26 protein-coding genes and 1 pseudogene are annotated in these 22345 nt (G+C 70.9%); 8 read left to right on the plus strand and 19 right to left on the minus strand.

Going from position 1 to position 22345, the window contains the following annotated elements; translation table 11 throughout:
• The coding region (locus C1I98_RS13095) for a DUF6297 family protein (protein WP_233507839.1) at positions 1–763 on the minus strand (763 nt) is incomplete at its 3' end.
• Positions 760–1413: an ABC transporter ATP-binding protein gene (locus tag C1I98_RS13100; RefSeq protein WP_233507840.1), complete on the minus strand. Its 654-nt coding sequence runs from the start codon at positions 1411–1413 to the stop codon at positions 760–762. The genes C1I98_RS13100 and C1I98_RS13095, both read right to left, overlap by 4 nt.
• A gap of 239 nt (positions 1414–1652) precedes the next feature.
• Here C1I98_RS13100 and C1I98_RS13105 point away from each other — a divergent pair, with 239 nt between their 5' ends.
• Positions 1653–2117, plus strand: a complete 465-nt coding sequence (locus tag C1I98_RS13105) for a GtrA family protein (protein WP_233507841.1) — start codon at positions 1653–1655, stop codon at positions 2115–2117.
• A gap of 26 nt (positions 2118–2143) precedes the next feature.
• Here the strand turns inward: C1I98_RS13105 and C1I98_RS13110 are convergent, their stop codons facing one another.
• Together C1I98_RS13110 and C1I98_RS13115 are read right to left on the minus strand one after the other, a co-directional pair.
• Entirely contained in the window at positions 2144–3463 is a 1320-nt protein-coding gene (locus tag C1I98_RS13110) for a sensor histidine kinase (protein WP_111167441.1), read from the minus strand.
• Positions 3464–3466: 3 nt separating this feature from the next.
• Positions 3467–4135, minus strand: coding sequence for a response regulator transcription factor (locus C1I98_RS13115; RefSeq protein WP_012888073.1), 669 nt, complete (start codon positions 4133–4135; stop codon positions 3467–3469).
• Positions 4136–4438: 303 nt separating this feature from the next.
• On the opposite strand from C1I98_RS13115, the gene C1I98_RS13120 reads away from it, so the two are divergent.
• Positions 4439–5248: a hypothetical protein gene (locus C1I98_RS13120; protein ID WP_111167442.1), complete on the plus strand. Its 810-nt coding sequence runs from the start codon at positions 4439–4441 to the stop codon at positions 5246–5248.
• A 16-nt stretch (positions 5249–5264) separates the two neighbouring features.
• Here C1I98_RS13120 and C1I98_RS13125 read toward each other — a convergent pair whose 3' ends face one another.
• Positions 5265–6011, minus strand: a complete 747-nt coding sequence (locus C1I98_RS13125; protein WP_146607409.1) for a GNAT family N-acetyltransferase — start codon at positions 6009–6011, stop codon at positions 5265–5267.
• Positions 6012–6099: 88 nt separating this feature from the next.
• Here C1I98_RS13125 and C1I98_RS13130 point away from each other — a divergent pair, with 88 nt between their 5' ends.
• Positions 6100–6534: a Clp protease N-terminal domain-containing protein gene (locus C1I98_RS13130; RefSeq protein WP_111167444.1), complete on the plus strand. Its 435-nt coding sequence runs from the start codon at positions 6100–6102 to the stop codon at positions 6532–6534.
• Positions 6535–6566: 32 nt separating this feature from the next.
• On the opposite strand, the gene bfr is transcribed toward C1I98_RS13130, so the two are convergent.
• The 6 genes from bfr to C1I98_RS13160 all read right to left on the minus strand — a co-directional run bounded on the left by bfr (position 6567) and on the right by C1I98_RS13160 (position 10514).
• Positions 6567–7055, minus strand: coding sequence for a bacterioferritin (gene bfr / locus C1I98_RS13135; protein ID WP_111167445.1), 489 nt, complete (start codon positions 7053–7055; stop codon positions 6567–6569).
• A gap of 16 nt (positions 7056–7071) precedes the next feature.
• Positions 7072–7251, minus strand: a complete 180-nt coding sequence (locus C1I98_RS13140) for a (2Fe-2S)-binding protein (RefSeq protein WP_111167446.1) — start codon at positions 7249–7251, stop codon at positions 7072–7074.
• A 102-nt stretch (positions 7252–7353) separates the two neighbouring features.
• On the minus strand, positions 7354–7956 hold the full coding sequence (locus tag C1I98_RS13145; protein ID WP_111167447.1) for an MBL fold metallo-hydrolase: 603 nt from the start codon (positions 7954–7956) through the stop codon (positions 7354–7356).
• Positions 7953–9038: an S-(hydroxymethyl)mycothiol dehydrogenase gene (locus C1I98_RS13150; protein ID WP_111167448.1), complete on the minus strand. Its 1086-nt coding sequence runs from the start codon at positions 9036–9038 to the stop codon at positions 7953–7955. Before C1I98_RS13150 ends, C1I98_RS13145 begins: the two co-directional genes overlap by 4 nt.
• A gap of 73 nt (positions 9039–9111) precedes the next feature.
• On the minus strand, positions 9112–9624 hold the full coding sequence (locus C1I98_RS13155) for a PH domain-containing protein (RefSeq protein ID WP_111167449.1): 513 nt from the start codon (positions 9622–9624) through the stop codon (positions 9112–9114).
• A gap of 56 nt (positions 9625–9680) precedes the next feature.
• Positions 9681–10514, minus strand: coding sequence for a biotin--[acetyl-CoA-carboxylase] ligase (locus tag C1I98_RS13160; RefSeq protein ID WP_111167450.1), 834 nt, complete (start codon positions 10512–10514; stop codon positions 9681–9683).
• Positions 10515–10551: 37 nt separating this feature from the next.
• On the opposite strand from C1I98_RS13160, the gene C1I98_RS13165 reads away from it, so the two are divergent.
• Positions 10552–12768 (plus strand): FdhF/YdeP family oxidoreductase, encoded by a 2217-nt coding sequence (locus C1I98_RS13165; RefSeq protein WP_111167451.1) that lies wholly within the window; start codon positions 10552–10554, stop codon positions 12766–12768.
• The gene (gene fdhD / locus C1I98_RS13170; protein ID WP_111167452.1) at positions 12765–13607 is read left to right on the plus strand and encodes a formate dehydrogenase accessory sulfurtransferase FdhD; all 843 of its coding nucleotides are present in this window, start codon (positions 12765–12767) and stop codon (positions 13605–13607) included. The genes C1I98_RS13165 and fdhD overlap by 4 nt, the downstream gene beginning before the upstream one ends.
• Before the next feature lie 14 nt (positions 13608–13621).
• Here fdhD and C1I98_RS13175 read toward each other — a convergent pair whose 3' ends face one another.
• The 3 genes from C1I98_RS13175 to C1I98_RS13185 all read right to left on the minus strand — a co-directional run bounded on the left by C1I98_RS13175 (position 13622) and on the right by C1I98_RS13185 (position 18696).
• On the minus strand, positions 13622–16258 hold the full coding sequence (locus tag C1I98_RS13175; protein WP_111167453.1) for a phosphoenolpyruvate carboxylase: 2637 nt from the start codon (positions 16256–16258) through the stop codon (positions 13622–13624).
• A gap of 69 nt (positions 16259–16327) precedes the next feature.
• Positions 16328–17926: a hypothetical protein gene (locus C1I98_RS13180; RefSeq protein ID WP_233507842.1), complete on the minus strand. Its 1599-nt coding sequence runs from the start codon at positions 17924–17926 to the stop codon at positions 16328–16330.
• Entirely contained in the window at positions 17926–18696 is a 771-nt protein-coding gene (locus tag C1I98_RS13185; protein ID WP_111167455.1) for an ABC transporter ATP-binding protein, read from the minus strand. Before C1I98_RS13185 ends, C1I98_RS13180 begins: the two co-directional genes overlap by 1 nt.
• A 155-nt stretch (positions 18697–18851) precedes the next feature.
• On the opposite strand from C1I98_RS13185, the gene C1I98_RS13190 reads away from it, so the two are divergent.
• Together C1I98_RS13190 and C1I98_RS13195 are read left to right on the plus strand one after the other, a co-directional pair.
• Positions 18852–19196 carry a DUF6247 family protein gene (locus tag C1I98_RS13190; protein WP_111167456.1) on the plus strand — a complete coding sequence of 115 codons (345 nt, stop codon included), beginning with the start codon at positions 18852–18854 and terminating at the stop codon, positions 19194–19196.
• An 18-nt stretch (positions 19197–19214) separates the two neighbouring features.
• The gene (locus C1I98_RS13195; protein ID WP_111167457.1) at positions 19215–19463 is read left to right on the plus strand and encodes a hypothetical protein; all 249 of its coding nucleotides are present in this window, start codon (positions 19215–19217) and stop codon (positions 19461–19463) included.
• A gap of 64 nt (positions 19464–19527) precedes the next feature.
• Here C1I98_RS13195 and C1I98_RS13200 read toward each other — a convergent pair whose 3' ends face one another.
• The 5 genes and pseudogenes from C1I98_RS13200 to C1I98_RS13220 form a co-directional block, all read right to left on the minus strand.
• Positions 19528–19989: an SRPBCC family protein gene (locus C1I98_RS13200; protein WP_111167458.1), complete on the minus strand. Its 462-nt coding sequence runs from the start codon at positions 19987–19989 to the stop codon at positions 19528–19530.
• A 33-nt stretch (positions 19990–20022) separates the two neighbouring features.
• Positions 20023–20325 carry a response regulator transcription factor gene (locus C1I98_RS13205; RefSeq protein WP_233507843.1) on the minus strand — a complete coding sequence of 101 codons (303 nt, stop codon included), beginning with the start codon at positions 20323–20325 and terminating at the stop codon, positions 20023–20025.
• 92 nt (positions 20326–20417) lie between these two features.
• Positions 20418–20549 (minus strand): annotated as a pseudogene (locus C1I98_RS13210) (histidine kinase); the annotation flags it as partial.
• Positions 20550–20599: 50 nt separating this feature from the next.
• The gene (locus C1I98_RS43835; RefSeq protein ID WP_111167462.1) at positions 20600–20722 is read right to left on the minus strand and encodes a DUF397 domain-containing protein; all 123 of its coding nucleotides are present in this window, start codon (positions 20720–20722) and stop codon (positions 20600–20602) included.
• Between the two features lie 89 nt (positions 20723–20811).
• The gene (locus C1I98_RS13220; protein WP_111167460.1) at positions 20812–21660 is read right to left on the minus strand and encodes a helix-turn-helix domain-containing protein; all 849 of its coding nucleotides are present in this window, start codon (positions 21658–21660) and stop codon (positions 20812–20814) included.
• A gap of 228 nt (positions 21661–21888) precedes the next feature.
• Between C1I98_RS13220 and C1I98_RS40455 the strand changes: the two genes are divergently transcribed.
• Positions 21889–22345, plus strand: a 457-nt coding sequence (locus tag C1I98_RS40455; RefSeq protein ID WP_158558013.1) for an ATP-binding protein, incomplete at its 3' end; no start/stop codon positions are given.

Consider the following 22345-nt stretch of genomic DNA (forward strand, 5'->3'; position numbering starts at 1 on the left):
AGTTGTCCTCGGCGATCCAGGTGAGGGTGGAGGGGTCGAGTCCGGCGGCCCCGGCGGCCAGGTGGCCGGCCCTGGTGGAGGCGGCCAGAACGGAGGCGGCGGGCAGGCGGGTCAGGGCGGCCCAGGCGCGCCGGGAGAGGAGGGCGGCGGCGACCGCGGCGGCGGCGCTGCCCGGTACCGGTACGAACACGGCGGCCAGCACCATCAGCACGGCGAGCGTGAGGACCGCCGCGGGCCACGCGCGGTCCCAGCCGGGGTCGGCCTGCGCGAGCACGTTCAGCGCCATCCCGCCGGCCGAGGCGGACATGCCGAGCACCGCCGAGGTCAGCACGGCGACCGCGAGCCCGCCGTCCGGCCCCAGTACGGCCAGCAGCCCGAACCCGATCGCTGCCCCGGCGGCCAGCGCTACCGCCAGCAGGATCCCCGCGGACCGGCTCAGCACCGCGCGGCGGGGCAGTGGCGAGAGCACCAGCCAGGCGGCGTCGGCCGAGGACACCGCGACCGGCCCGAAGGTTCGGGCGGCGGCGAGGAAGGCGCCGAGCGCCAGCACGACCAGGGTCAGGCCGGGCACGATCCGGCCGGGTTCGGCCTGCCGGGCGACCGTGCCCAGCGCGAGGGACAGCGGGTGCGCCAGCAGCACGGCCGCCATGGCCAGCCCGAACACCGCCGCGTAGCGGTCGCTCCAGGTCCGGGGGCCCGGGTGGTCCTGCCGCCGCGCCCTGATGTAGGCCCGTACGGCGAGCACGTTCCTGCCGCTGGTCATCGGGCGACCGCCCGGCCCTCGGCCAGCCGTACCAGGCGGGCGGCGGCGGCCTCGGCGAGGCGCGGGTCATGGGTGGCCATCACCACAGTCCCGCCCGCCGCCGTGTACTCCCGCAGGATCTCCCCCAGCCGGGGCCGGAAGCCGGCGTCGAGCCCGCGTTCCGGCTCGTCCAGCAGCAGCAGGCGGCTCGGCCGCAGCAGGGCCATGGCCAGCGACAACCGCTGCCGCTGGCCCGTGGACAGGTTCAGCGGGGCCACGTCGGCGCGCGCCCGCAGGTGGAAGGCCGCCAGGGCGTCGGCGGCGGTCATGCGGGTCGCGCCGTACACGGCCTGGACCAGCCCCAGGTGCTCTTCGACGGTCAGGCCCGGGTACCAGCCGGGTTCGTCGGCCACCAGCACCACCTCGCCCCAGAAGGCGGCGTCGTCGCTGGGCGCGCCGCCGCCCAGTACGTCGATCTCGCCGGAGTCGAGTCTCTGGAGGCCGGCCAGACCGCGCAACAGTGTGGACTTCCCCACGCCGTTGTCACCCATGATCGCGACCGCCTCGCCGGTCGCCGCGCTCAGATCGACGCCGTCGAGCACCAGGTTGCCGCCCAGCTCGACGCGGGCACCGGTCACAGTGAGGGCGGATTCCCGCCGGATTGCCGTCACCTCTCGGATGGTAGCCAGACACCCCGGCGGTCGCCCCACAACGTGCGGAGATGCGAAGATTATCCGCATTCATCGTGAAACATCAGTCAAAGCCTGATATTTCGTTCCTAGCAAAACAGTGCAACCGTGGTGCCTTCCAGCAACAGGCGTACACAGGCGACCACTCCCCCGGTAGCCTGAAGAACAGAGCCCAGCCGGCCGGTTCCCGGGCGGCGAACCGAAAGGACCGTACCGAAGCCGTGCAGCTTCTCACTCGCGTCTACCAGCGCATCGCGGCCCTGGTGCATGAGCTGGCCAAGTTCGGCACGATCGGCGCCCTCGCGTTCGTCATCGACTACGGCGGCTCCAACCTGCTGCGCTTCGGTCTCGACCTCGGACCGCTCGTCTCCAAGGCCATCCCCACGATCATCGCCGCCACGTTCGCCTACCTCGGCAACCGCTTCTGGACCTGGCGGGACCGCCAGCAGAGCGGGCTGGCCCGCGAGTACGTGCTGTTCTTCGCCCTCAACGGCGTCGGCCTGCTGATCTCGATGCTGGTGATCGGCTTCGTGACCTACACGCTCGGCCTGGAAGACATACTGAGCTACAACATCGCACTGATCATCGGGACGGGGCTGGGCACGCTGTTCCGGTTCTGGTCCTACAAGAAGTGGGTCTTCCTGGAGCCGGACAACGCCGAGCCGGAGTACACTGAAGCCCGCTGACCCCACGTCTGACCCTACGTCTGACCTCACGCGGGCCCGCTCACCGCGCGGTTGCGGCCGTCGCCGTTCTCGCCCGCCTCCGCCGCGTCCCGCAGATCCTCCTCCTGGCCCACCGGCAGCAGGAACACCCCGAACACCGCCGGACGCGGACGCAGCAGTTCCAGCCGCCCCCCGTCCGCCGCCGCCAGGGCGCGGGCCAGGGTGAGCCCGAGCCCGGTGCCGCCGCCGCCGCTCACGTGCCGCTCGAAGACCCGCGAGGCCAGGTCGTCGGCGATCCCCGGCCCCTGGTCGCCCACCTCGATGACGATCGACTTCTCCGTGCTGCTGGTGGTGACGATGACCGGGCCGCCGCCGTGCTCCAGGGAGTTCTCCAGCAGTGAGGCCACCACCTGGCCGAGCGCGCCCGGGGTGGCCATCGCCCGCAGGCCCCGGTCACCGTCCAGCATGAGCTTCCTGCCGGACCTGCGAAACGCCGGCTCCCACTCGGTGACCTGCTGGACCAGGATCGGGTCGATGGCGATCGGCGCGGCCTGGGAGTGCCGCTGCCTGCGGGCCGCGGTGAGCAGTTCGTTGATCACCGCGGTCAGCCGTTCGGCCTGCACGATGGCCGCCTCGCCCTCCTCGCGCACCACCTCGGGCTCGTCCGCGGCGGCGACGATCTCCTCCAGCCGCATGGTGAGGCCGGTGAGCGGGGTGCGGAGCTGGTGGGACGCCTCGGTGGCGAACTCCCGCTCCCGGCTCAGCAGGTCGGAGATGCGCGTGGCACTGCGGTCGAGTACCTGGGCCACCCGGTCGAGTTCCTGGATGCCGTAGCGGTGCTTGCTCGGGCGCGCGTCGCCCGAGCCCAGCCGTTCGGCGATCATGGCGAGGTCGCGCAACGGCAGCGTGAGCCGGCGGGACTGCACGATGGCCAGTCCCACCGCGACGGCCAGTGCCGCCACCGCGAGCGCCACGATCAGCAGCAGCCGCGCCCGCACGTCCTGTTCGACCTGGCCGCGGTCGCGGCTGACCTGCACCCACACCCCGCTTTCCGAGTGGGCGTCGGCGGTCATCTTGCTGCCGGCGGGCGGTTCGGTCCCGACGAGCGTGGCTCGGGGGGGGTTGCCGCCCTCGTACACCTGGATGTAGCGGTCAGGGTAGTTGCGCGCGACCTGCTCGGCGTCGATGGGCTCGTCCTGGATTCGGGCGTACTCCACCTCCCCCAGCAGCCGCCGCGCGTCGGACTGGAGCTCCTGTCCGGCCTCGTCCACGATCAACCGGCTCACCACGACGCCGAGCGGCACGCCCAGCAGGAGTACCGCGATGACCGCGACGACCAGGGTGGAGGACAGTAGTCGTCGGCGCATCGCCTACTCGCGCTCGAACCGGAACCCGACCCCCCGGACCGTCGTGATGTACCGCGGCTTTGCGGCGTCGTCACCCAGCTTGCGGCGCAGCCACGAGATGTGCATGTCGAGGGTCTTGGTGGAACCCCACCAGTTGGTGTCCCACACCTCGCGCATGATCTGCTCGCGGGTGACCACCTTGCCGGCGTCCCTGACCAGCACCCGCAGCAGGTCGAACTCCTTGGTGGTCAGATGCAGCTCCTTGTCTCCCATCCAGGCGCGGCGAGAGTCGGCGTCGATCCGTACGCCCTGCACCACCGGCGTCTCGGAGGTGCCGCGGCGCAGCAGCGCCCGCACCCGAGCCAGCAGCTCGGCGAGCCGGAACGGCTTGGTGACGTAATCATCGGCTCCGGCATCCAGTCCGACTACCGTGTCCACCTCATCGACCCGCGCGGTGAGAATCAGCACGGGCGTGCCATGCCCTTCCGCGCGAATCCGGCGGGCGACTTCCAGGCCGTCCATCTCCGGAAGGCCCAAATCCAAAACGATCAGGTCGATGCCCCCCGACAAAGCCCTTTCCAGGGCCTGCGGGCCGTCGGGGCTCACCTCTACCTGATAGCCCTCGCGGCGCAACGCGCGCGCGAGCGGCTCGGAGATCGAGGTGTCATCCTCGGCGAGAAGTACGCAGGTCATGAAGCGATCGTAGGACCTTAGAGGATCGTTTCCCGCATGCAGCGCACGGTTTGACTTGTCATTGACCTATCCATTGACCTGGGCAAACATTGATAAATGACGGTTTGTCATATCCCGTCGGCCACCGTTTGGCGCGTCCACCCGGCCAGCGCGGCATAACCCTTCCCCCAATGCCGCCCATCCAAAATTCCATCGGAATCGCTAATGCATATCAGACACCAATCCAGTGGGCGTGTCTTCGCTTATCCCCCGAATCTCCGCAACACTGCGCCGCGCGGCGTCCAGAAGAGGCAGGGTTGAAGGATGGCCGACCATCGGTGGCGGAGCCGGGCACGGGCGCTGCTGACGCTCTCGGCGGTGGCGCTCGTCGCCGCGCTGGGCTGGTTCTTCCTGGGCGACCCGCTGGGCCTGCCGGACGACCTGCTGGGCGTGCTGGACCAGCGGGCGAGCGTGATCGGCATGGTCCTCGGCGGGATCAGCACACTGCTGGCCGGGATCGCGCTGCGGCAGCAGCGCCGCGCCCCGGCCCCCGCCCCCTCGGCAGACGACGGGCCGGCGCGTCCCGTACTGCCGACGAGCGCCGTCGCCGCCCTGCTCGCGGTGGCCATGGCGGGCCTGGTGACCGTGGCGGCGCTCGCCGTCTTCGCGCTGTGGAACGGGCAGGCCCCCCAGGCCGGCCCGGCGTACAAGCTCGGCGAGCCCGACTTCGACGGCTACTGCCGGGCGGCGGGCCGGGGGCCGGTGAAGTTCACCGCCGCCCTCGACGCCTACGGGTTCCACTGCCGCGCGGGCTCCGCCGGCCTGGACGGCCACAACGTGTGCGCCTGGACGTACCGTACGCAGGCCGTCGCCGACCGGATCGGCGACTTTCACGACCCGGGCTCCTGGGAGTGCTGGCGCGCCCCGCGCGGCCGGCTCGGCCCGCTGGACTTCACGCGCTACTGCGCGGCCCGTGGCGCCACCGCACGCCTTGAAGGAGACGACGCCTACGGCTGGAGGTGCGACGGCGCCCTGGTCGACTCCCAGGCCGCCTGCGCGGCCCTGTACCCAGGCGGGGCCGTCAGCCGGTTCCAGAACTTCAACGACCCCCGCTCATGGGAGTGCTGGGGGTGACGCCGCGCCGTACGCCTCACCGCAGCGAGATGAACAGGGCCTCCCCGGCGCGGCGGTAGCCGACCCTGGCGTAGACGCGGGCGGCCCCGTCGTCGGCGGGGGTGAGGAACGGCGCGGTGATCCCGGCGTCGGCGCCGGCGCGGGTCAGTAGCGCGGTGATCGCTCCCGCGATGCCGCGCCGACGGTGGGAGGGCAGCACCGCGATGCCCGCCACCTCGGCCACGCCTTCGTGCGGGCCGCCGAGTTGCCCGGCCCCGACCACGTCGCCGCTGGTCGTGTCCACGGCGGTGGCCACGAGCCCGCCGCCGGAGAGGATCCGCCGCAGCCGCGCCACGTCGTGCTCGCCGGCCTCGGGGGCGTCGAACGCCTCGTTCATCACCCGGGCGGCGGCCCAGAGACCGGGGTCGCCGGTGACCAGCGAGACGCGAACGGCGGCGTCCAGCGGCGCGTCCACCACCCCGCCCGGCGGGCACACCAGCAGCGGATAGCGGCCTTCGACGGTGAACCCGGCCGCGATCAGCGCCGCTTCGACCTGCGGCGCGGCCTGCGGCACGTACTCCAGCCGCGGCACCCTGTCCCGCTCCCGGAACGCCGCCACCAGCGCCGCCACCTCGTCCGCCGTTGGAGCCACGTCGTCATCGGGGATGGCGTAGTTGAACGGCGGGGCGTCGTCATGCTCGTCGAACCGGATCGTGAACGGCCCGGCCCGCCGTGCCCGCTCCCCGGCCACCGACCTGAGGTAGGCGTGCACACCGGCGCTCACCACGTGAGATCCCCCTGTTGTAGATCATGCGTTGAACACGCCAAAGGTAACATCGGCGTGCATCGACATCTCTGACGGGAGTGTCCGCATGAGGGGAAGAGTGCTGCGCCGGTCGCTGGATCGGCTGCTCACCGACCGGGCCGGGAAGGTCCTCGCGCTGGCCGGGGAGGAGGCGGCGGCCCGCGAGCGAAGTGTCACCCCGGAAGACCTGCTGCTCGCCATCGCCCGCCTCGACCAGGGCGTGGCGGTGCTCTCGCTGGAGCGGCTGGGCATCCGCCCGCGCGACATCCAGCACTCGATCCACGCCCACGGCACGCCCGCGCAGGACGACGCCCGGACGGCGGACGTGCTGCGGCTCTCCCGGCTTTCGGCCTTCGAGTTCGGCCACCGGTACATCGGGACGGAGCACATCCTGCTCGGCATCATCCGGGAGGGACGGGGGGCCGCCGCCCGCGCGTTGTCGGGCCTCGGAGCCGGTCTGCCGGCCGCCCGCGACGCGGTCAAGGCGACGTTGCTCGCCTGATGCGCGCCCCCGTCCGTGGATGAGCCGGTGGCTCAGTCGTCCCCGGCGGAGGGCGGCTCGGCGAACCGGGCCAGGTAGAGCTGCTCACCGAGGCTCTCGATGAGGCCCAGCTCGGTTTCGAGGTAGTCGATGTGCCGCTCCTCGTCTTCGAGGATGTCCTCGAAGATGCGCGCGGAGGTGATGTCGCCCTTCTCGCGCATCAGCGTGATGGCCGGACGGAACCGGCCCACGACGCCGACCTCCAACTCAAGGTCGGCGCGCAGTTGCTCCGGGACGTTCTGGCCGACCTGGATCGTGCCGAGCCGCTGGTAGTTGGGCAGCCCCTCAAGGAAGAGGATGCGGTCGGTCAGCCGTTCGGCATGCCGCATCTCGTCGATGGACTCGGCTCGGGTGTAGTCGGCGAGCTTGGTATAGCCCCAGTTCTGCTGCATCTTGGCGTGCAGGAAGTACTGGTTGATGGCGGTCAGCTCTGACGTCAGTTGCTCGTTCAGCAGCTCGATGATCTGCTTGTCGCCCTGCATCGGCAGGCCCCTTGCGCTATACGGTCGGTACCAATTCCTCAGACCGTTTCAGGATCGCACAGATCCTTCGCACACAGGAGGCGCAGTCACCGCCCGCGCCGGTGGTGTCGCGGATCTCGCGGGCGGACTTGGCGCCCGCCGCGATGCAGTCATGGACCTCGTTCTCCGTGACCGCACGGCAGACGCACACGTACATGGTTGGGCGACGGCCCTTTCAGGTGAGATCATTGCTTAGGTAAGGCACACCTAAGATAGCTTACTTCGGTAAGGGTGCCTATGTGCTTTGGGCCACATCGCGCTAACCCGTTATCGCAGGTCCTTCCGCCGCTATCGTGGTCGTTCCGCCGTGGCCGGTACGCACGACGGTGTCACCGGGCAGGCTCAGCAGCCGCGTCCTGATCGACTCGATGATGGTGTCGTAGGAGGAGTAGGACCGGCCCGTCGCGCCGGGCCCGCCGGCGAAGAGCGTGTCGCCGGTGAAGACCGTCCCCTGCTCCGGCGCGTGCAGGCACACCGCCCCCGGCGAGTGCCCGGGGGTGTGCAGCACCTCCAGCCTGACCCCGCCGACGGTCAGCGTCTCGCCGTCGGCGAGCGGCGCGTACGGCAGGGTGTCGCCGTACTCCATCCGCCACAGCACGTCGTCGTCCGGGTGCAGCCGGACGGTCGCCCCGGTCGCCTCCACCAGCCCGCGCGCGGCGTTGATGTGGTCGTTGTGCGCGTGCGTGCACACCACGGCCTTGATCCGCCGGTCGCCGACCGCCGCCAGGATGGCCGGCGCGTCGTGGGCGGCGTCGATGACGACGACCTCCTCGCCGGAGCCGACGATCCAGACGTTGTTGTCGACCTCCCAGGTGCCGCCGTCGAGGGCGAAGACGCCGGAGGTGACCACCTTCTCGATCACAGGACCACCACCGAGCGCAGCACCTCGCCGCGGCCCATCCGGGCGAACGCCTCCTCGACCTGGTCCAGGGCGATGGTCTCGGACACGAACTTGTCGAGGCCGAGCCGTCCCTGGAGGTAGAGGTCGATCAGCATCGGGAAGTCGCGGGAGGGCAGGCAGTCGCCGTACCACGACGACTTGAGCGCGCCGCCCCGCCCGAACACGTCGAGCAGCGGCAGCTCCAGCGTCATCTCCGGGGTGGGCACGCCGACCAGCACCACGGTGCCGGCCAGGTCGCGGGCGTAGAACGCCTGCTTGTAGGTCTCCGGGCGGCCGACCGCATCGATCACGACGTCGGCCCCGTGGCCCCCGGTCAGCTCCCGGATCGCCTCCACCGGGTCGGTGGCGCGCGAGTTGACGGTGTGGGTGGCCCCGACCCCGCGGGCCCATTCGAGCTTGCGGTCATCGACGTCCACCGCGATGATCGTGCGGGCCCCGGCCAGCGACGCGCCCATGATCGCCGCGTCGCCGACGCCGCCGCAGCCGATCACCGCCACGCTGTCCCCCCGGGTGACGCCGCCGGTGTTGATGGCCGCGCCGAGCCCGGCCATCACGCCGCAGCCGAGCAGCCCGGCCACCGCGGGGCTCGCCGCCCGGTCCACCTTCGTACACTGGCCCGCGGCCACCAGGGTCTTCTCCACGAACGCGCCGATGCCGAGGGCCGGGCTCAGCTCCGTGCCGTCGGCCAGGGTCATCTTCTGCCGCGCGTTGTGGGTGGCGAAGCAGTACCACGGGCGGCCGCGCAGGCAGGCCCGGCACTCGCCGCACACCGCCCGCCAGTTGAGGATGACGTAGTCGCCCGGCGCCACCGTGGTGACGCCCTCGCCGACCGCCTCGACCGTGCCCGCCGCCTCGTGGCCGAGCAGGAAGGGGAACTCGTCGTTGATGCCGCCCTCCCGGTAGTGCAGGTCGGTGTGGCAGACGCCGCACGCCTGCACGTTGACCACCGCCTCGCCCGGCCCGGGGTCGGGCACCACCACGGTGGCGAGCGAGACCGGCTCGCCCTTGCCCCGCGCGATCACGCCCTGGACTTCGTACGACATCGTGCACCCCTCACATCTCAGCGGATACCGTTCAAATGATCATTACTACCGCTCTGCGGTCAAGGGCCCGGTCTCACTTGGCGTCCACATCGCCGTCCGAGGCGTCCTCCACCGCCCGGAAGAGCTGCGAGCGCACCTCCTGGATGCTCGGGATGTCGCGCAGCGCGATCTGGCCGCGCTCCCCCGCCGACTCCACGGTGAGCGTGCCGCAGCCGAGCAGCCGCTCCACGAGGGACTGGTCGGAGCTGACCGTGTTGACCTTGGCCATCGGGATCTCGTCGGTGGACTTGTTGAGCACGCCGGTGCTGATCGTGAAGCGGTGGGTGGTCAGCACGTAGGCGGTGTTCTTCCACTGGAGGTACGGGACGAACGACCAGACGGTGAGCAGGATGACCGCGATCACCGCGATGGCGATCCGGGCGTGGGCGGCGTAGGCGAAGTCGGCGGGGACGAAGAACATCCCCGCGCCCGAGGCGACCGCGATGATGACGAGGGCGAGGAACGGAACGACCAGCCGCTTCCAGTGCGGGTGGAAGGAGCTGATCCGCAGCTCGCCCTCGGTGAGATGGTGATCTGGCAGGCCCATGCCGGAAATCGTGGCACGTCCGGGCGGTGTCCGCCACGCGCCTCCCCAGGAGGGGGTCAGCTTTCGCCGGGACGTACGTGGATGACGTCGCCCGCGCTGAGCGCGTGTTCCCGGCCGCCGGAGAAGACGATCAGGCAGCCGGTGTCGTCCAGCCCGGTGGCGGTGCCGGTCAGCGGCGCGCCGCTGGGCAGCTCGACGCGGACCTCGCTGCCGATGGTGGCCGACGCCGCCAGGTAGTCGGCGCGCAGCCCGCTGGCGCCGGGGTCGCCGCCCGCGGCCTCCCAGGCGCGGTAGCGGGCCTCCAGTTCGCGCAGCACGGCGCGCAGCAGCGGGTCGCGATCGAGGCAGGCGGCCTGCTCCACGGCCAGCGACGTGGCGGTGGCCACCGGCAGCTCCGCGGCGCTCAGGCTGACGTTGAGCCCGACGCCGATGATGATCGAGGTCTCGACCCGCTCGGCCAGCACGCCGGCCAGCTTACGCTCGCCGATCAGCAGGTCGTTGGGCCACTTCAGGCGTACGTCCACCGCCGCGAGGCGGCCGACGGCCGTGGCCGCGGCGAGGCCGGTGAGCAGCGGCAGCCAGCCCAACCTGGGCGGCGGCACGGTGGGCCGCAGGACCACGGAGAACATCAGGGACGAGCGCGGCGGCGCGGACCACGTACGGCCCAACCGCCCGCGGCCCGCCGACTGCGCCTCGGCGACCAGCACCGCACCCTCGTCGGCCCCCCGCGCCCCGGCGCGCACGGCGGCGGCCATGTCGGCGTTGGTGGAGCCGGTCTCCTCCACGACTGTGACGCCGCTCCAGAGCCCGCCGGGCCGCACCAGCGCGCGGTTCAGGGCCTCCTGGGACAGCGGAGGACGGTCCAGATCGGTGTACGGCGATTCAGCCACTCTGTAATCATGCCCGCTTCAGGGCCAATATGGGGCTATGAAGAAACGTCTCGATCCGCGTAACTGGGCCAGCGTGAAGCCGTTCGGCATCGGCGAGCGCAAGCCCAACAACTACCTGGAGCTGGTGAAGGCGTTCCAGTCGGTCAAGGGGAACCGGCGGTACGCGTGGCGAATCTTGACCCAGGGCACCTGCGACGGGTGCGCGCTCGGCACGCGCGGGATGCGGGACTGGACGATGGACGAGATCCATCTGTGCAACATCCGGCTGCGGCTGCTCAAGCTGAACACCATGCCGGCGCTGGACGTGTCGCTGTTGAAGGACGTCTCCGCGCTGTCGGGCAAGCGGAGCGCGGAGCTGCGCGACCTCGGCCGCCTGCCGTACCCGGTGCTGCGGCGCGCGGGCGAGCCCGGCTTCCGCCGGATCGGCTGGGACGAGGCGCTGACGCTCGCCGCGGACGGCGTGCGCGACACGCGGTTCGGGGCGTACCTGACCAGCCGGGGCGTGCCGAACGAGAACTACTTCGCGGCGCAGAAGGCGGTGCGCGCGATGGGGTCGGCGTCCATCGACAACGCGGCCAGGATCTGCCACTCCCCCTCCACGGTGGCGCTCAAGGAGACCATCGGCGCGGCGGCCACGACCTGCTCCTACACCGACTGGATCGGCTCGGACCTGATCGTGTTCATCGGCGCGAACCCGGCCAACAACCAGCCGGTGGCGATGAAGTACCTGTACCACACCAAGCGCGCCGGGACCGAGATCGCGATGGTCAACGCCTACCGCGAGCCGGGCATGGAACGTTACTGGGTGCCGTCCAACGCCGAGTCCGCAGTGTTCGGCACCAAGATCACCGACCACTTCTACGGCGTGCACATCGGCGGTGACGCCGCCTTCCTGAACGGCGTGCTGAAGCACATGGTGGAGCACGACTGGCTGGACCAGGCGTTCATCGACGAGCACACCACTGGGTTCGAGCAGGCCCGCAAAGCGGTCGGGGAGATGTCCTGGGAGGACCTTGAGGCGCAGTCCGGGGCGTCCCGCAAGAGCATGTTCGACCTGGCCAGGCGGCTGGGCCAGGCGCGCTCGGCGGTGCTGGTCTGGTCGATGGGCATCACCCAGCACGCGCACGGCGAGGACAACGTGCGGGCCATCGTGAACCTCGCGCTGGCCAAGGGGTTCGTCGGGCGCGACCACTGCGGGCTGATGCCGATCCGCGGGCACAGCGGCGTGCAGGGCGGGGCCGAGATGGGCGCGTACGCGACCGGGCTGCCCGGCGGGCTGCCGGTCACCCCGGACAACGCCGCCAAGTTCGCCGAGCTGTGGGGCTTCCCGGTGCCGGACGCGCCCGGCCTGACCGCCACCGACATGATCGACGCGGCGCACGCGGGCGAGCTGGACGCGCTCGTCTCCTCCGGCGGCAACTTCCTTGAGGTGCTGCCCGATCCCGCGCGCTGCCGGGAGGCGCTGGCCCGGCTGAAGCTGCGCGTCCACATCGACATCGTGCTGTCGTCGCAGATGCTCGTCCCGGCCGACGACGGCGATGTGCTGCTGCTGCCCGCGCAGACCCGCTATGAGATGGTCGGCGGGGTGACCGAGACCTCCACCGAGCGGCGGATCATCTTCTCCCCCGAGATCGAGGGCCCGCGCGTCGGCGAGGCGTGGCCCGAGTGGAAGATCTTCACCGAACTGGCCGCCCGCGTCCGGCCGGAGTACGCCGACCGGGTCACCTACACCGGCACGCCGCAGATCCGCGCCGACATCGAGCGGGCGGTGCCGTTCTACGCGGGCATCGCGGGCCTGTCGAGGTTCGGGGACAACGTGCAGTACGGCGGGCGGCATCTGTGCCCTGACGGGAAGTTCGCCACTCCCGACGAGCGCGCCAGGTTCTCCGCGGTGCCGCTGCCCGCGCTCACCCGCGCCGACGGCTCGTTCATGGTGGCCACCCGGCGCGGCAAGCAGTTCAACAGCATGGTCCACGAGCGCCGGGACGGCTTCAACGGCGCGACCAGGGAGGCCGTGCTGATGAGCCCCTACGACGCCGACCGGCTCGGGCTGCCCGACGGGGCCCCGATCGAGCTGCGCGGGCCCGGCGACCGCGCCTTCCGCGGGGTGGTGCTGCGTGCTCCGCTCACCCCCGGCAACCTGCAGATCCACTGGCCGGAGGGCAATGTGCTACTGGACGAGGCGCGACGATCTCCCGACGCCCGCATTCCCGACTACAACGCCATGGTCACCGTGGCCAGGCCGGCGCCGTGAGCGTCCGCAAGGGGCCGACCACCCGCACCCGGCTGCGTGAGGTCAGCGGCGAGCGGGTCCGCGACCGGCGGGACGACCTGGTCACCGAGGAGCCGCTGGAGATCCGCATCCAGGCGGGCAGCGCCCGCAGGACGCTGGCGATCACCATGCGGACCCCGGGCGCGGACTTCGAGCTGGCCGCCGGGTTCCTGCACGGGGAGGGGGTGGCCGGTCCCGGGGACATCGCGGCCATCGGCTACTGCACGGACGAGGACGTGCCGGATGAGGCGCGGTACAACACGGTGACCGTACGGCTGGCGGGAGCCGATCTGCCGGAACTGCCATCCCTTGACCGGCATTTCATGACATCGAGCGCGTGCGGGGTGTGCGGCACGGCGTCCATCGACGCGCTGCGCTCGCGCAGCATGCCGTACCTGACGGTCCAGGACGGCCCGCGCATCACCCCCACCGTCCTTTACGAGCTGCCCGGCAAGCTGCGGGTGGCGCAGAGCGTGTTCGGCAAGACCGGCGGCCTGCACGCCTGCGGCCTGTTCACGCCGGACGGCACGCCGCTCGCCACCCGCGAGGACGTCGGCCGGCACAACGCGCTGGACAAGCTGGTCGGCTGGGCCGTGCTCGGCGGCCGGCTCCCGCTGCGCGACCACGTACTGCTGGTCAGCGGGCGGACCAGCTACGAGATCGTGCAGAAGGCGGTGGCCGCCGGGATCTCGGTGGTGTGCGGGGTGTCCGCGCCGTCCTCCCTGGCCGTGGAGCTGGCCAGGGAGTTCGGCATCACGCTGGCGGGTTTCCTGCGCGGGGAGCGGTTCAACGTGTACGCCTGCCCCGAGCGGATCTTGTGATCCGGGCGGCGTGATCAGCCGGTGTTCTGGAGGCCCGCGGCCACGCCGTTGACCGACAGCAGCAGGAGCGTGGAGAGCTTCTCCCGCTCCTGCCGCGGCAGCGTGTCGTCACCGGCCCGCAGCGCGGCCAGCGCGCGGAGCTGGAGGTGGGACAGCGCGTCCACGTACGGGTCGCGAAGCTGCACGGCGCGCGAGAGCACCCGCCTGCTCTCCAGCAGCCGGGTGTGCCCGGTGACCATCAGCACCAGCCGGCGGGTCAGGTCGTACTCGGCGAGCACCTGGTCGGTGTAGTCGGCCCGGCCGCCGAGCGCGAGGTAGCGCTCGGCGATCGACCGGTCGGTCTTGGCCAGCGACATCTCCACGTTGTCCAGGAGCGAGGCGAACAGCGGCCACTCCCGGTAGGCGGCGCGCAGCTCCTCGATGCCGGACTCGGCCATCACGGCGTCAAGGCCGCTGCCCAGGCCGTACCAGCCGGGCAGGTTGACGCGGGTCTGCGCCCAGGCGAACACCCACGGGATGGCCCGCAGGTCGTCGAGCGAGCGCGGCGCGCCCAGCCCGCGCCGGGCCGGGCGCGAGCCCAGCCGCAGCGCGCCGATCTCCTCCAGCGGGCTGACCAGCGCGAACCACTCCGGAAAGCCCGGTGATTCGGTCAGTGCACGGTAGGACCGCTCGGAGGCGGAGGCGACCCGCTCGGCCAGCCCGCGGAACCGGTCGGCCGCCGCCGCGGTACGCCGCCCCACCGCGTCGGTGGAGGCCAGCAGCACGGCGTGGGTGACCTGCTCGGTGTGCCTGCGGGCGATGGCGGCGTGGCCGTACCGGGCGAAGATGACCTCGCCCTGCTCGGTGACCTTGAACCGGCCGCTCACCGACCCCGGGGCCTGGGCGAGCACCGCGCGGTTGGCCGGGCCGCCGCCGCGGCCGAGGGCGCCGCCGCGACCGTGGAAGAGCGTCAGTCGGACGTCGTTGTCGCGGGCCCAGGCGGCCAGCGCCTCCTGCGCCTGGTACAGCCGCAGGGTGGCGGCGGCGGGCCCGAGTTCCTTGGCCGAGTCGGAGTAGCCGAGCATGACCTCAAGCCGCCGCCCGGTGGCGGCCAGCCGTTCGCGTACGGCGAGCAGCTCCAGCATCCCGGACAGCACGGCGGGCGCGTTGGCGAGGTCTTCGCCCGACTCGAACAGCGGCACCACGTCGAGCACCGGCGCGCGCTCGCCGAGCGCGTGCCCGGCCAGCTCGTAGACGGCGGCGATGTCGTCCGCGCTCCGGGTGAACGACACCACGTAGCGGGAGCAGGCCGTGACTCCGAACCGCTCCTGGATCCACGCCACGACCCGGATGGTGGCCAGCACGTCTTCGGTGCGCTCGGTGACCTCGCCCGCGGCGATCTCGGCGAGGGCGGCGGCGTGGACCTGGGAGTGCTGGCGGATCTCCAGCTCGGCCAGGTGGAACCCGAACGTCTCCACTTGCCAGATCAGGTGTTGCAGCTCGCCGTACGCCTGCCGGGCCGCGCCGCCCTCGGCCAGCGACTCCTGGCACACGCGCAGGTCGGCCAGCAGGTCGGCGGGCGAACGGTAGGCGAGGTCGAGGTCGCGCCTGCGGGTCGCGGCGATCCTGGCGGCCACGAACAGCAGCCACTGGCGGTGCGGCTCGCGCGGGGAGCGGGTGGCCAGCTCCGAGACGATGTCGGGGTGGGCGTCCTCGGCGTCGGCGATGGCGGCCCGCAGCCGCGCGGACGGCGGGGCCAGCTCGGCCGAGACGGTCAGGCCGCGGCCGATGCGGCCGGCGGTGTTCTCCAGCGCGATCAGTACGTGCTCGGCCTGGATCAGCACGGCCTGACGGGTCACCGACGAGGTGACGTTGGGGTTGCCGTCGCGGTCGCCGCCGATCCAGCTCCCGTAGCGGATGAACGGCCGGGCCAGCGGCGGGCGGGTGCCCGTGCCCGCGCCGAGCGCGGCGTCCAGCGAGCGGTAGACCTGCGGCACGACGCGGAACAGCGTCTCGTCGAAGGCGGCCATCGCGGTACGGACCTCATCGAGCGGGTCGAGCCGGGTGTGCCGGAGCTGGGCGGTACGCCACAGCACGTCGATCTCTTCGAGCAGCCGCCTGCGGGCCTCGGCCCGCTCCCCCGCGCCCCTGGCCGGCGCGTTGTACTCGGCGAGCTGCGCGCTGATCCGCTGAATGGTGGTGGCCACCGCCCGCCGCCGCGCCTCCGTGGGGTGCGCGGTCAGCACCGGGTGCAGCTCCAGCCCGGACACCAGCTCGGCCGCCCGCTCGGGACCGACCTCGTGTACGGCGGCGGCCAGCGACTCCGGCAGCGGCGCGTCGCCGGTGTCGCGGGCGCGCAGGGTGCGGATGCGGTAGTGCTCTTCGGCGAGGTTGGCGAGGTGGAAGTAGCAGGTGAAGGCGCGCGCGATCTGCACGGCCCGATCGACGGGCCAGCGCGCGACCATCGTGGCGATCTCGTCGATCGGCTTCTGCCGCCTGCGGGCGGCGATCACGCCCTTGCGCAGGCGCTCCACGTCGGCGAGCAGGCCGGGACCGCCGTGCTCGGCGATCACCTGCCCGAGCAGTTCGCCGAGCATGCGCACGTCGGCCCGGAGTTCGTCCGGCATCTCCACGACGGCGCTGTGGCGTTCGGCTGATGCGATGGCGACCATGCCTCGAAGGGTAGCGAGTCGCCGCGCGCGGCCGGAGACCGGTCTCACCAATTGGACTAGACCACTGGCTCACGTCGGGCGGGAGACGGCTGAGAGAATTTCCGGGAAACGCGCGTACCCGATGTGCCCGGCCATCCGGCGGCCGGCCCAGGCGATGAGCAGGCCGTACGGCAGCGCGGCCAGGCTCGCCCACGGCAGGCCCAGCACCACGGGGACCACCACCGGCAGCGCCACCACGCTGGAGACGACCATGGCCAGCAGGGCTCCCGCGAACGCCACGCCGCCCTGCCCGGGGGCGGCCCCGGTGAAGGCGTTCAGGCGTTCGGGGGCGGTGTACGGGCACAGGACGCTGATGATCGCGCCCACCCCGAGCGCGACGGCGAACAGTCCCCAGGCGGTCAGCATGGCGGGCACCGCCCAGATCGGCGTGCCGGACAGGATCGCGGTCACGATGGACACGAGGGCGATCAGCGGGCCGGCCAGCAGCGCGACCGCGAGGTGGCGTCCGGCGAGGTCGGCGCGCAGCGCCCGGCCCGAACCGTAGACCACGGCGTTCATCCACAGCGCGCGGCCGTCCAGGGCGAAGGAGTTGGCCGACTGCATGCCCATCACCAGCGCGCCCAGGCAGGCCGGGCCGACGGCGGTGGCGAGCGTGCTCGGCAACTCGCTGTCCTGGGTCAGGGAGTAGGAGATGACGCCGCTGACCATGATCGCGGCAAGCCAGGAGATCCGGCCCCTGGGGTCCCTGCGGGCGTACTTGAGGTCCTTGGCGACCACGGCGGCCACCGGCCCGTCAGGGAGCAGCCCCGCCACGCCGCGCGACCTGCGCACCTTGCCGCCCGCCTGGGTGGAGGCGTCGGTGGTGACCAGGGCCCGGCGCAGGGCGACCATCCACAGCCACCCGACCAGCGCGACCAGTACGGCGAGCGCGGCCACCTCGGCCAGCCCCGCCGCGCCGCCGTCGGCGATGGCGTGCGCGGCCATGCCCGAGGGCGTCCAGCGCATCATCGCCGCGACACTGCCGACGAGCGCCTCCGGGTCGGCGGAGAGTCCCTGGTTGAGCATCAGGTTGGGGATCTGGAGGGCCAGTACGACCAGGATCGCCGACACCGCCAGCAGGTCCCTGCCCCGTCTGCTGCGCAGCACCCCGGACAGGCCCGTGGTGATCGCCCGCGAGGTGACCAGGCACAGCGCGAACAGCACCAGCACGGCGGCGACGCCGAGCACGGCCCCCTGCGCGGTCCTGGCCACGCCCGCGACCGCCCCCGCCATGACGATCAGGCCGGCCAGCGGCCACGCCCCGGTGGCCGAGGCGGCGAACAGCCCGGCGGTCAGCGGGCCGCTGCGTACGGGGAACAGGGCGAGCTTCGCGGGGTCGAGGGTGTCGTCCACGCCGAACAGCAGGAGCGGTACCACGGCCCAGCTCAGGAAGATCATGGTGAACGCGATGATGCCGACGTCACGCGCCAGGTCGGGCGAGCCGAAGCGGAGCAGCGACATCATGAAGAACCCGCCGGCGGCGACGATGACCGCGAGGGCGACGGTGAACGCGAAGCCGAGCTGCCTGGCGAGGTCGCCGCGCAGGTTGCCGGCGATGAGCCGCAGCTTGAGCCGTACGAACAGCCCTATGGTGGCGTTGGCGGTCAGCCCCCTGGTGGCGCCTTGCACTACGCCTGTGCCGCTCCCAGCCATGAAAGCCCGTCCCCCTCTCCGCCGCCGTTCCGCACCCCGACCAGGTCCAGGAACGCCTGGTTCAGCCCCCGCTCCCCGCGTACTTCGGCCAGCGGCCCCTGCGCGACGATCCGGCCCCGGTTCATCACCGAGACCCAGTCACAGAGCCGTTCCACCAGGTCCATGACGTGACTGGAGAACACGACGGTCGAGCCTGAGGCCGTGTACCGGCGCAGTACCTCGACCAGCGTGTTCGCGCTCACCGGATCGACGCCCTCGAACGGCTCGTCCAGGAACAGCACCGCCGGGTTGTGCAGCAGCGCGGCGGCCAGGCCGATCTTCTTCCGCATGCCGGTCGAGTAGTCCACGACCAGCTTGTCCGCCGCCTCGACCAGGTCCATGACCTTGAGCAGTTCCTCCGCCCGCCGGTCCACCTCGGCCTTGGGAATGCCGCGAAGCTGCCCGTTGTAGGACAGCAACTCCCGCCCGGACAGCCGCTCGAACAGCCGCAACCCCTCGGGCAGCACACCGATGTTGGCCTTGACCACCACAGGGTCCTGCCACACGTCCACACCGTCGATCTGAATGACCCCGCCGTCCGGCCGCAACAGCCCAGTGATCATGCTGAGCGTCGTCGTCTTCCCGGCCCCATTGGGCCCCACCAACCCCGTGAAGCTGCCCTTGGGCACCACCAGATCGACCCCACCGACGGCGACCTGTTCCCCGAAACGCTTGAAAAGCCCCTGCGTGCGCACCGAATCGGCCATATGCCCCACTCTGCCAGATCAATCGCCCCCCATCCCAGGTAAAACAGCCCCCAGGCGGTATTCAGATCACCCGCTCAGCAGGGCCTCACTGAAGTACCCTGGAGCCATGCCGGGCCGCGCCGTCGGTGGGCGGACCGGTACGGGGAGGGGGCGTCATGAGCGCGCAGCCGTACGACTTCCGGCCGACCGGGCTGCTGCCGGAGAAAAGCCTGCGTGCCATCCGTGCCGCCCTTACCGTGCCGCAGGATCTGGAGGCTTTCGACTCGGGTCTCCGCGTCGTGCTGGCCGAAGTACGGGTTCAACTCGACGCGGCTCGCCTGGCCGCCTTCATCGACACCTGGTGGCTGATCGCGTGTGACTCGGTCAAAGACCCCCAGGGGCGCAGCGAGATGCACGAGCGGGCCGCCCACGCCACGGCCGCCGCCGCCCGCGGGGAGCCGTTGCCCAGGGGAGACAAGACCTGGGAACAACTCCTTACCGCACGCGGTGTCCAGCTCTGAGCCTCCGACCGGCCATCGATGTACTCCATCGTCCAGCCTGATCCCATCGCTCAGGAGCAGATAATCGCACTGCCGGACGACGCACTCCTTTACTTGTCGGATGCGTTCAAGCTCCTTCAACTCGCGCCGTGGAGTGGAGATGCGTTCGACCCGGCCAACCCCGCAGGCAACCTGCGGACCTTGAAGTTCGGGGGGCGCGGGCTGATGACCTATCTGGTGTTGGAGCCCCAGCGCGAGGTGTACATAACGCGCGTGCAGTGGATCTGACTCCAGGAGGGCCCTCCGGGATCGTAACCGTTCGCTCGTTGGACGCCTTGAAGCAGGGCTGGGGTCAGTGCTCGGTGTGGGTGGCGAGGTTGGCGAGGGAGGAGGCCAGGCCCTCGGCGTGGGCTTCGGCGGGGATGCCGTCGGGGACGTTCTCGGCGGTGATGTCGATGCGGGTCTGGTCGTCGAGGGGGGTGACCGCCCAGGTCATGACCATGGTGCCGGCGTACGCGGGGTCGTCGGAGACGAAGTCGACGGCCTGGACGACGCGGTCGCCGGGGATGATGTCGACGAAGCGGGCCTCGACGATGTCGGAGTCGGGAGTGGCCTTGCCGGGCGCGCCTGATGGGTCGGTGTAGGTCAGGACCATTCGGTAGGAGCCGCCCGGGCGGGGGGCGAAGCGCTCGAATCTGCCGGTCATTCCGGTCGGTGGCAGCCAGGCCGCGAGTGCCTCGGGGTCGATGAGGGCGGACCAGACGCGCTCAAGCGGGGCGGCGATCACCTTCGCGGCTCGGTCGGTACGCGGCATCGTGCGACGTTATCAACTACTGGTCGGCATCAACTACTGGTCGGCGTCTCTGACCAGGAGGGCGATCTGCACCCGGTTGGTCAGGCCGAGCTTGGTGAGCGCGCGGCTCACGTGGGCCTTGACGGAGGTCTCGCTGACGGCGAGTTCGCGGGCGATCTCGCCGTTGGCGAGGCCGCGGGCCACCGCCCTGACGACCGCGTCCTCGCGCGGGGTGAGGACGGCGAGGCGGCGCCGGGCGGCGAGTACGTCCGGCGGCCGTTGCCCGGCGAAGGTGTTGATGAGCCGCCTGGTGACGGCCGGGGCGAGGATGGCGTTGCCGTCGGCGACCGTACGCACCGCATCGACCAAAGCGCGCGGGGCCGTGTCCTTCAGCAGGAAGCCGCAGGCGCCCGCGTGCAGCGCGGTGTAGACGTAGTTGTCGGCGTCGAGGCGGTCTTCTGGTCGGTGGCGTTGATCTCCAGCGCCCCCGCCCGCAGAACCATCAGGGACACCCGATGTGCCACCACATCGTGCATGTCACGGGCGATGCGGGTGCGTTCCTGGGCACGGGCCTGCGCGGCCCGCACCTGGTGGACTCGCACACCGTCGACCGCCCGGCTCGCCTGGAGTATCAGGGCAGCTCGAATTCGCCGTTCTTGGCTCCGTCGAGGAAGCAGGCCCACTCGTGTGGGGTGAAGACCAGTGGGGCACGGTGGGGGTTCTTGCTGTCACGGACTGCGACCAGGCCGGGGATGTTCGTGGCGACCTCGACGCAGCCACCGCCAGCGTGCCTCGCTCATATCTTCGCCTTACGCCAGGCGGCGCTGGTCAAGTCGACCCTGCTCATACCTCCTTGCCCCATTTCTCGATCGCGCCTCTGATGATCTGCTGTGACTCTTTCTTGGGCTGAGCATACGCCCGTATCGTGTCGTAGCTTCTCTGGAGTCGCGCGATGGCCAGCGGGTCAGTGATCACGTACTGGTCTCCCGCTGACTCAAGCAGCAGGGCACCCGCCTGGCCGGGGATCTCGGCGAGAACGAAGGTGCCCATCAGGGCATGAGCACAACCGGCCGACAGCGGGACTATTTGAATGGTGACGGCTGGGTGATGGGATATCTCCAGCAGATACCGGAGCTGTTCGAGGTGCACGGCGACGCCACCGATAGGTCGGTGCAACACTCCCTCATCGATCAGGTCCCAGATCACCGCGGGTGGATTCTTGTGCAGGAGTGCTTTGCGCTGCATTCGGCTTTTGAGTAATTCCTCGATGGCCTCGGGAGGATGCGCGGCGGATGACGATATGTAGATCTCCCGGGCGTATGCCTCGACCTGGAAGAGGCCGGGCACAAGAAGTGGTGCCCAGGTCCGCTGGACCGTCGCGACGGGGTCGATCTCATCTGTCCATTGGAGCAACCATCGCGGTCCCCGGGTCTCACGCGCAATCCGCTCGCACAGCTTAACGAACACCTTCTTCTCGATCAGGTCGAAGAACTGGTCGAGCCGCCTGGCCTGGTCCGGCTGCGGCGTCCTCTTGCAGTTCTCCATGGCGCTGATGAGGCTCTGATCACAGGCGAGCACCCTTGCCACCTGCTCCTGCGACAAGTTCCGCTGAGTACGGTGCTTCCGCAGTTCAGCTGCGAAAGCGGCGCGCGCCGAGGTAAGCGGGTCGAGGTTGGGCGAGTTGGCCGTCATTGTGCCTCCTCCTAGGACAGATCAGGTAGCTCAGGACAGGGATATGACAAGCCAGAAGCCCGCGTCTGTCATATCCGTCGTTCGACGTCCTTCGCTGGCGAGGGATAACGGCCCTCATGGTACGGGGGCACGGGCAATCTGATCGTGCAACGCATGTTTTCCGGCCGACCGCAATTACATGAAGCCGGACATTGGCACAGTAGCCGACATACCACCCCTGGATCGCCCATGCCCAACCCGACAGAATCCCCGATACTCCGCCACGACGCCCTTACCCTTATCGCTCTCCCCAACTCCATTCATATCGGGCGCACCTACGCGACGGCCGTTCTGCGTGGCTGGGGCCACTTAGACGATGACTTCCTCGCCGACGCGCAGCTCATCGTTTCGGAGTTGCTGACGAACGCCGTGGACGTACTCGGTTTCACGGACCCCGGCGCGGTGATCACCGCCCGTGCCATCGTGCGGGTCTACCTGTCCGAGCTGAGCGACTGTGTCCGCATCGAAGTGTGGGACCCGCACCCCCGCATACCGCAGCCGCGCGGCATGCCGCCCGCCGACGCCCTGCGCGGCCGGGGCCTGGAGATCGTCCGGCACCTCGCCCGCGACTCCGGATACAGCGTCCTCGCCGACGGCCCCCAGGCGAGCGGAAAGACCGTCTTCGCCACCCTCCCCTTCCCCAAGG

It is taken from the genome of Spongiactinospora gelatinilytica (genome assembly GCF_003236385.1).
Taxonomy (GTDB): domain Bacteria; phylum Actinomycetota; class Actinomycetes; order Streptosporangiales; family Streptosporangiaceae; genus Spongiactinospora; species Spongiactinospora gelatinilytica.

Coding starts and splice junctions, on each gene's coding strand:
- C1I98_RS13110 (WP_111167441.1), bottom strand. CDS start 3,463: ATGCGCCGACGACTACTGTCCTCCACCCTGGTCGTCGCGGTCATCGCG.
- C1I98_RS13115 (WP_012888073.1), bottom strand. CDS start 4,135: ATGACCTGCGTACTTCTCGCCGAGGATGACACCTCGATCTCCGAGCCG.
- C1I98_RS13120 (WP_111167442.1), top strand. CDS start 4,439: ATGGCCGACCATCGGTGGCGGAGCCGGGCACGGGCGCTGCTGACGCTC.
- C1I98_RS13130 (WP_111167444.1), top strand. CDS start 6,100: ATGAGGGGAAGAGTGCTGCGCCGGTCGCTGGATCGGCTGCTCACCGAC.
- bfr (WP_111167445.1), bottom strand. CDS start 7,055: ATGCAGGGCGACAAGCAGATCATCGAGCTGCTGAACGAGCAACTGACG.
- C1I98_RS13140 (WP_111167446.1), bottom strand. CDS start 7,251: ATGTACGTGTGCGTCTGCCGTGCGGTCACGGAGAACGAGGTCCATGAC.
- C1I98_RS13150 (WP_111167448.1), bottom strand. CDS start 9,038: ATGTCGTACGAAGTCCAGGGCGTGATCGCGCGGGGCAAGGGCGAGCCG.
- C1I98_RS13155 (WP_111167449.1), bottom strand. CDS start 9,624: ATGGGCCTGCCAGATCACCATCTCACCGAGGGCGAGCTGCGGATCAGC.
- C1I98_RS13165 (WP_111167451.1), top strand. CDS start 10,552: ATGAAGAAACGTCTCGATCCGCGTAACTGGGCCAGCGTGAAGCCGTTC.
- C1I98_RS13175 (WP_111167453.1), bottom strand. CDS start 16,258: ATGGTCGCCATCGCATCAGCCGAACGCCACAGCGCCGTCGTGGAGATG.
- C1I98_RS13185 (WP_111167455.1), bottom strand. CDS start 18,696: ATGGCCGATTCGGTGCGCACGCAGGGGCTTTTCAAGCGTTTCGGGGAA.
- C1I98_RS13190 (WP_111167456.1), top strand. CDS start 18,852: ATGAGCGCGCAGCCGTACGACTTCCGGCCGACCGGGCTGCTGCCGGAG.
- C1I98_RS13195 (WP_111167457.1), top strand. CDS start 19,215: ATGTACTCCATCGTCCAGCCTGATCCCATCGCTCAGGAGCAGATAATC.
- C1I98_RS13200 (WP_111167458.1), bottom strand. CDS start 19,989: ATGCCGCGTACCGACCGAGCCGCGAAGGTGATCGCCGCCCCGCTTGAG.
- C1I98_RS13220 (WP_111167460.1), bottom strand. CDS start 21,660: ATGACGGCCAACTCGCCCAACCTCGACCCGCTTACCTCGGCGCGCGCC.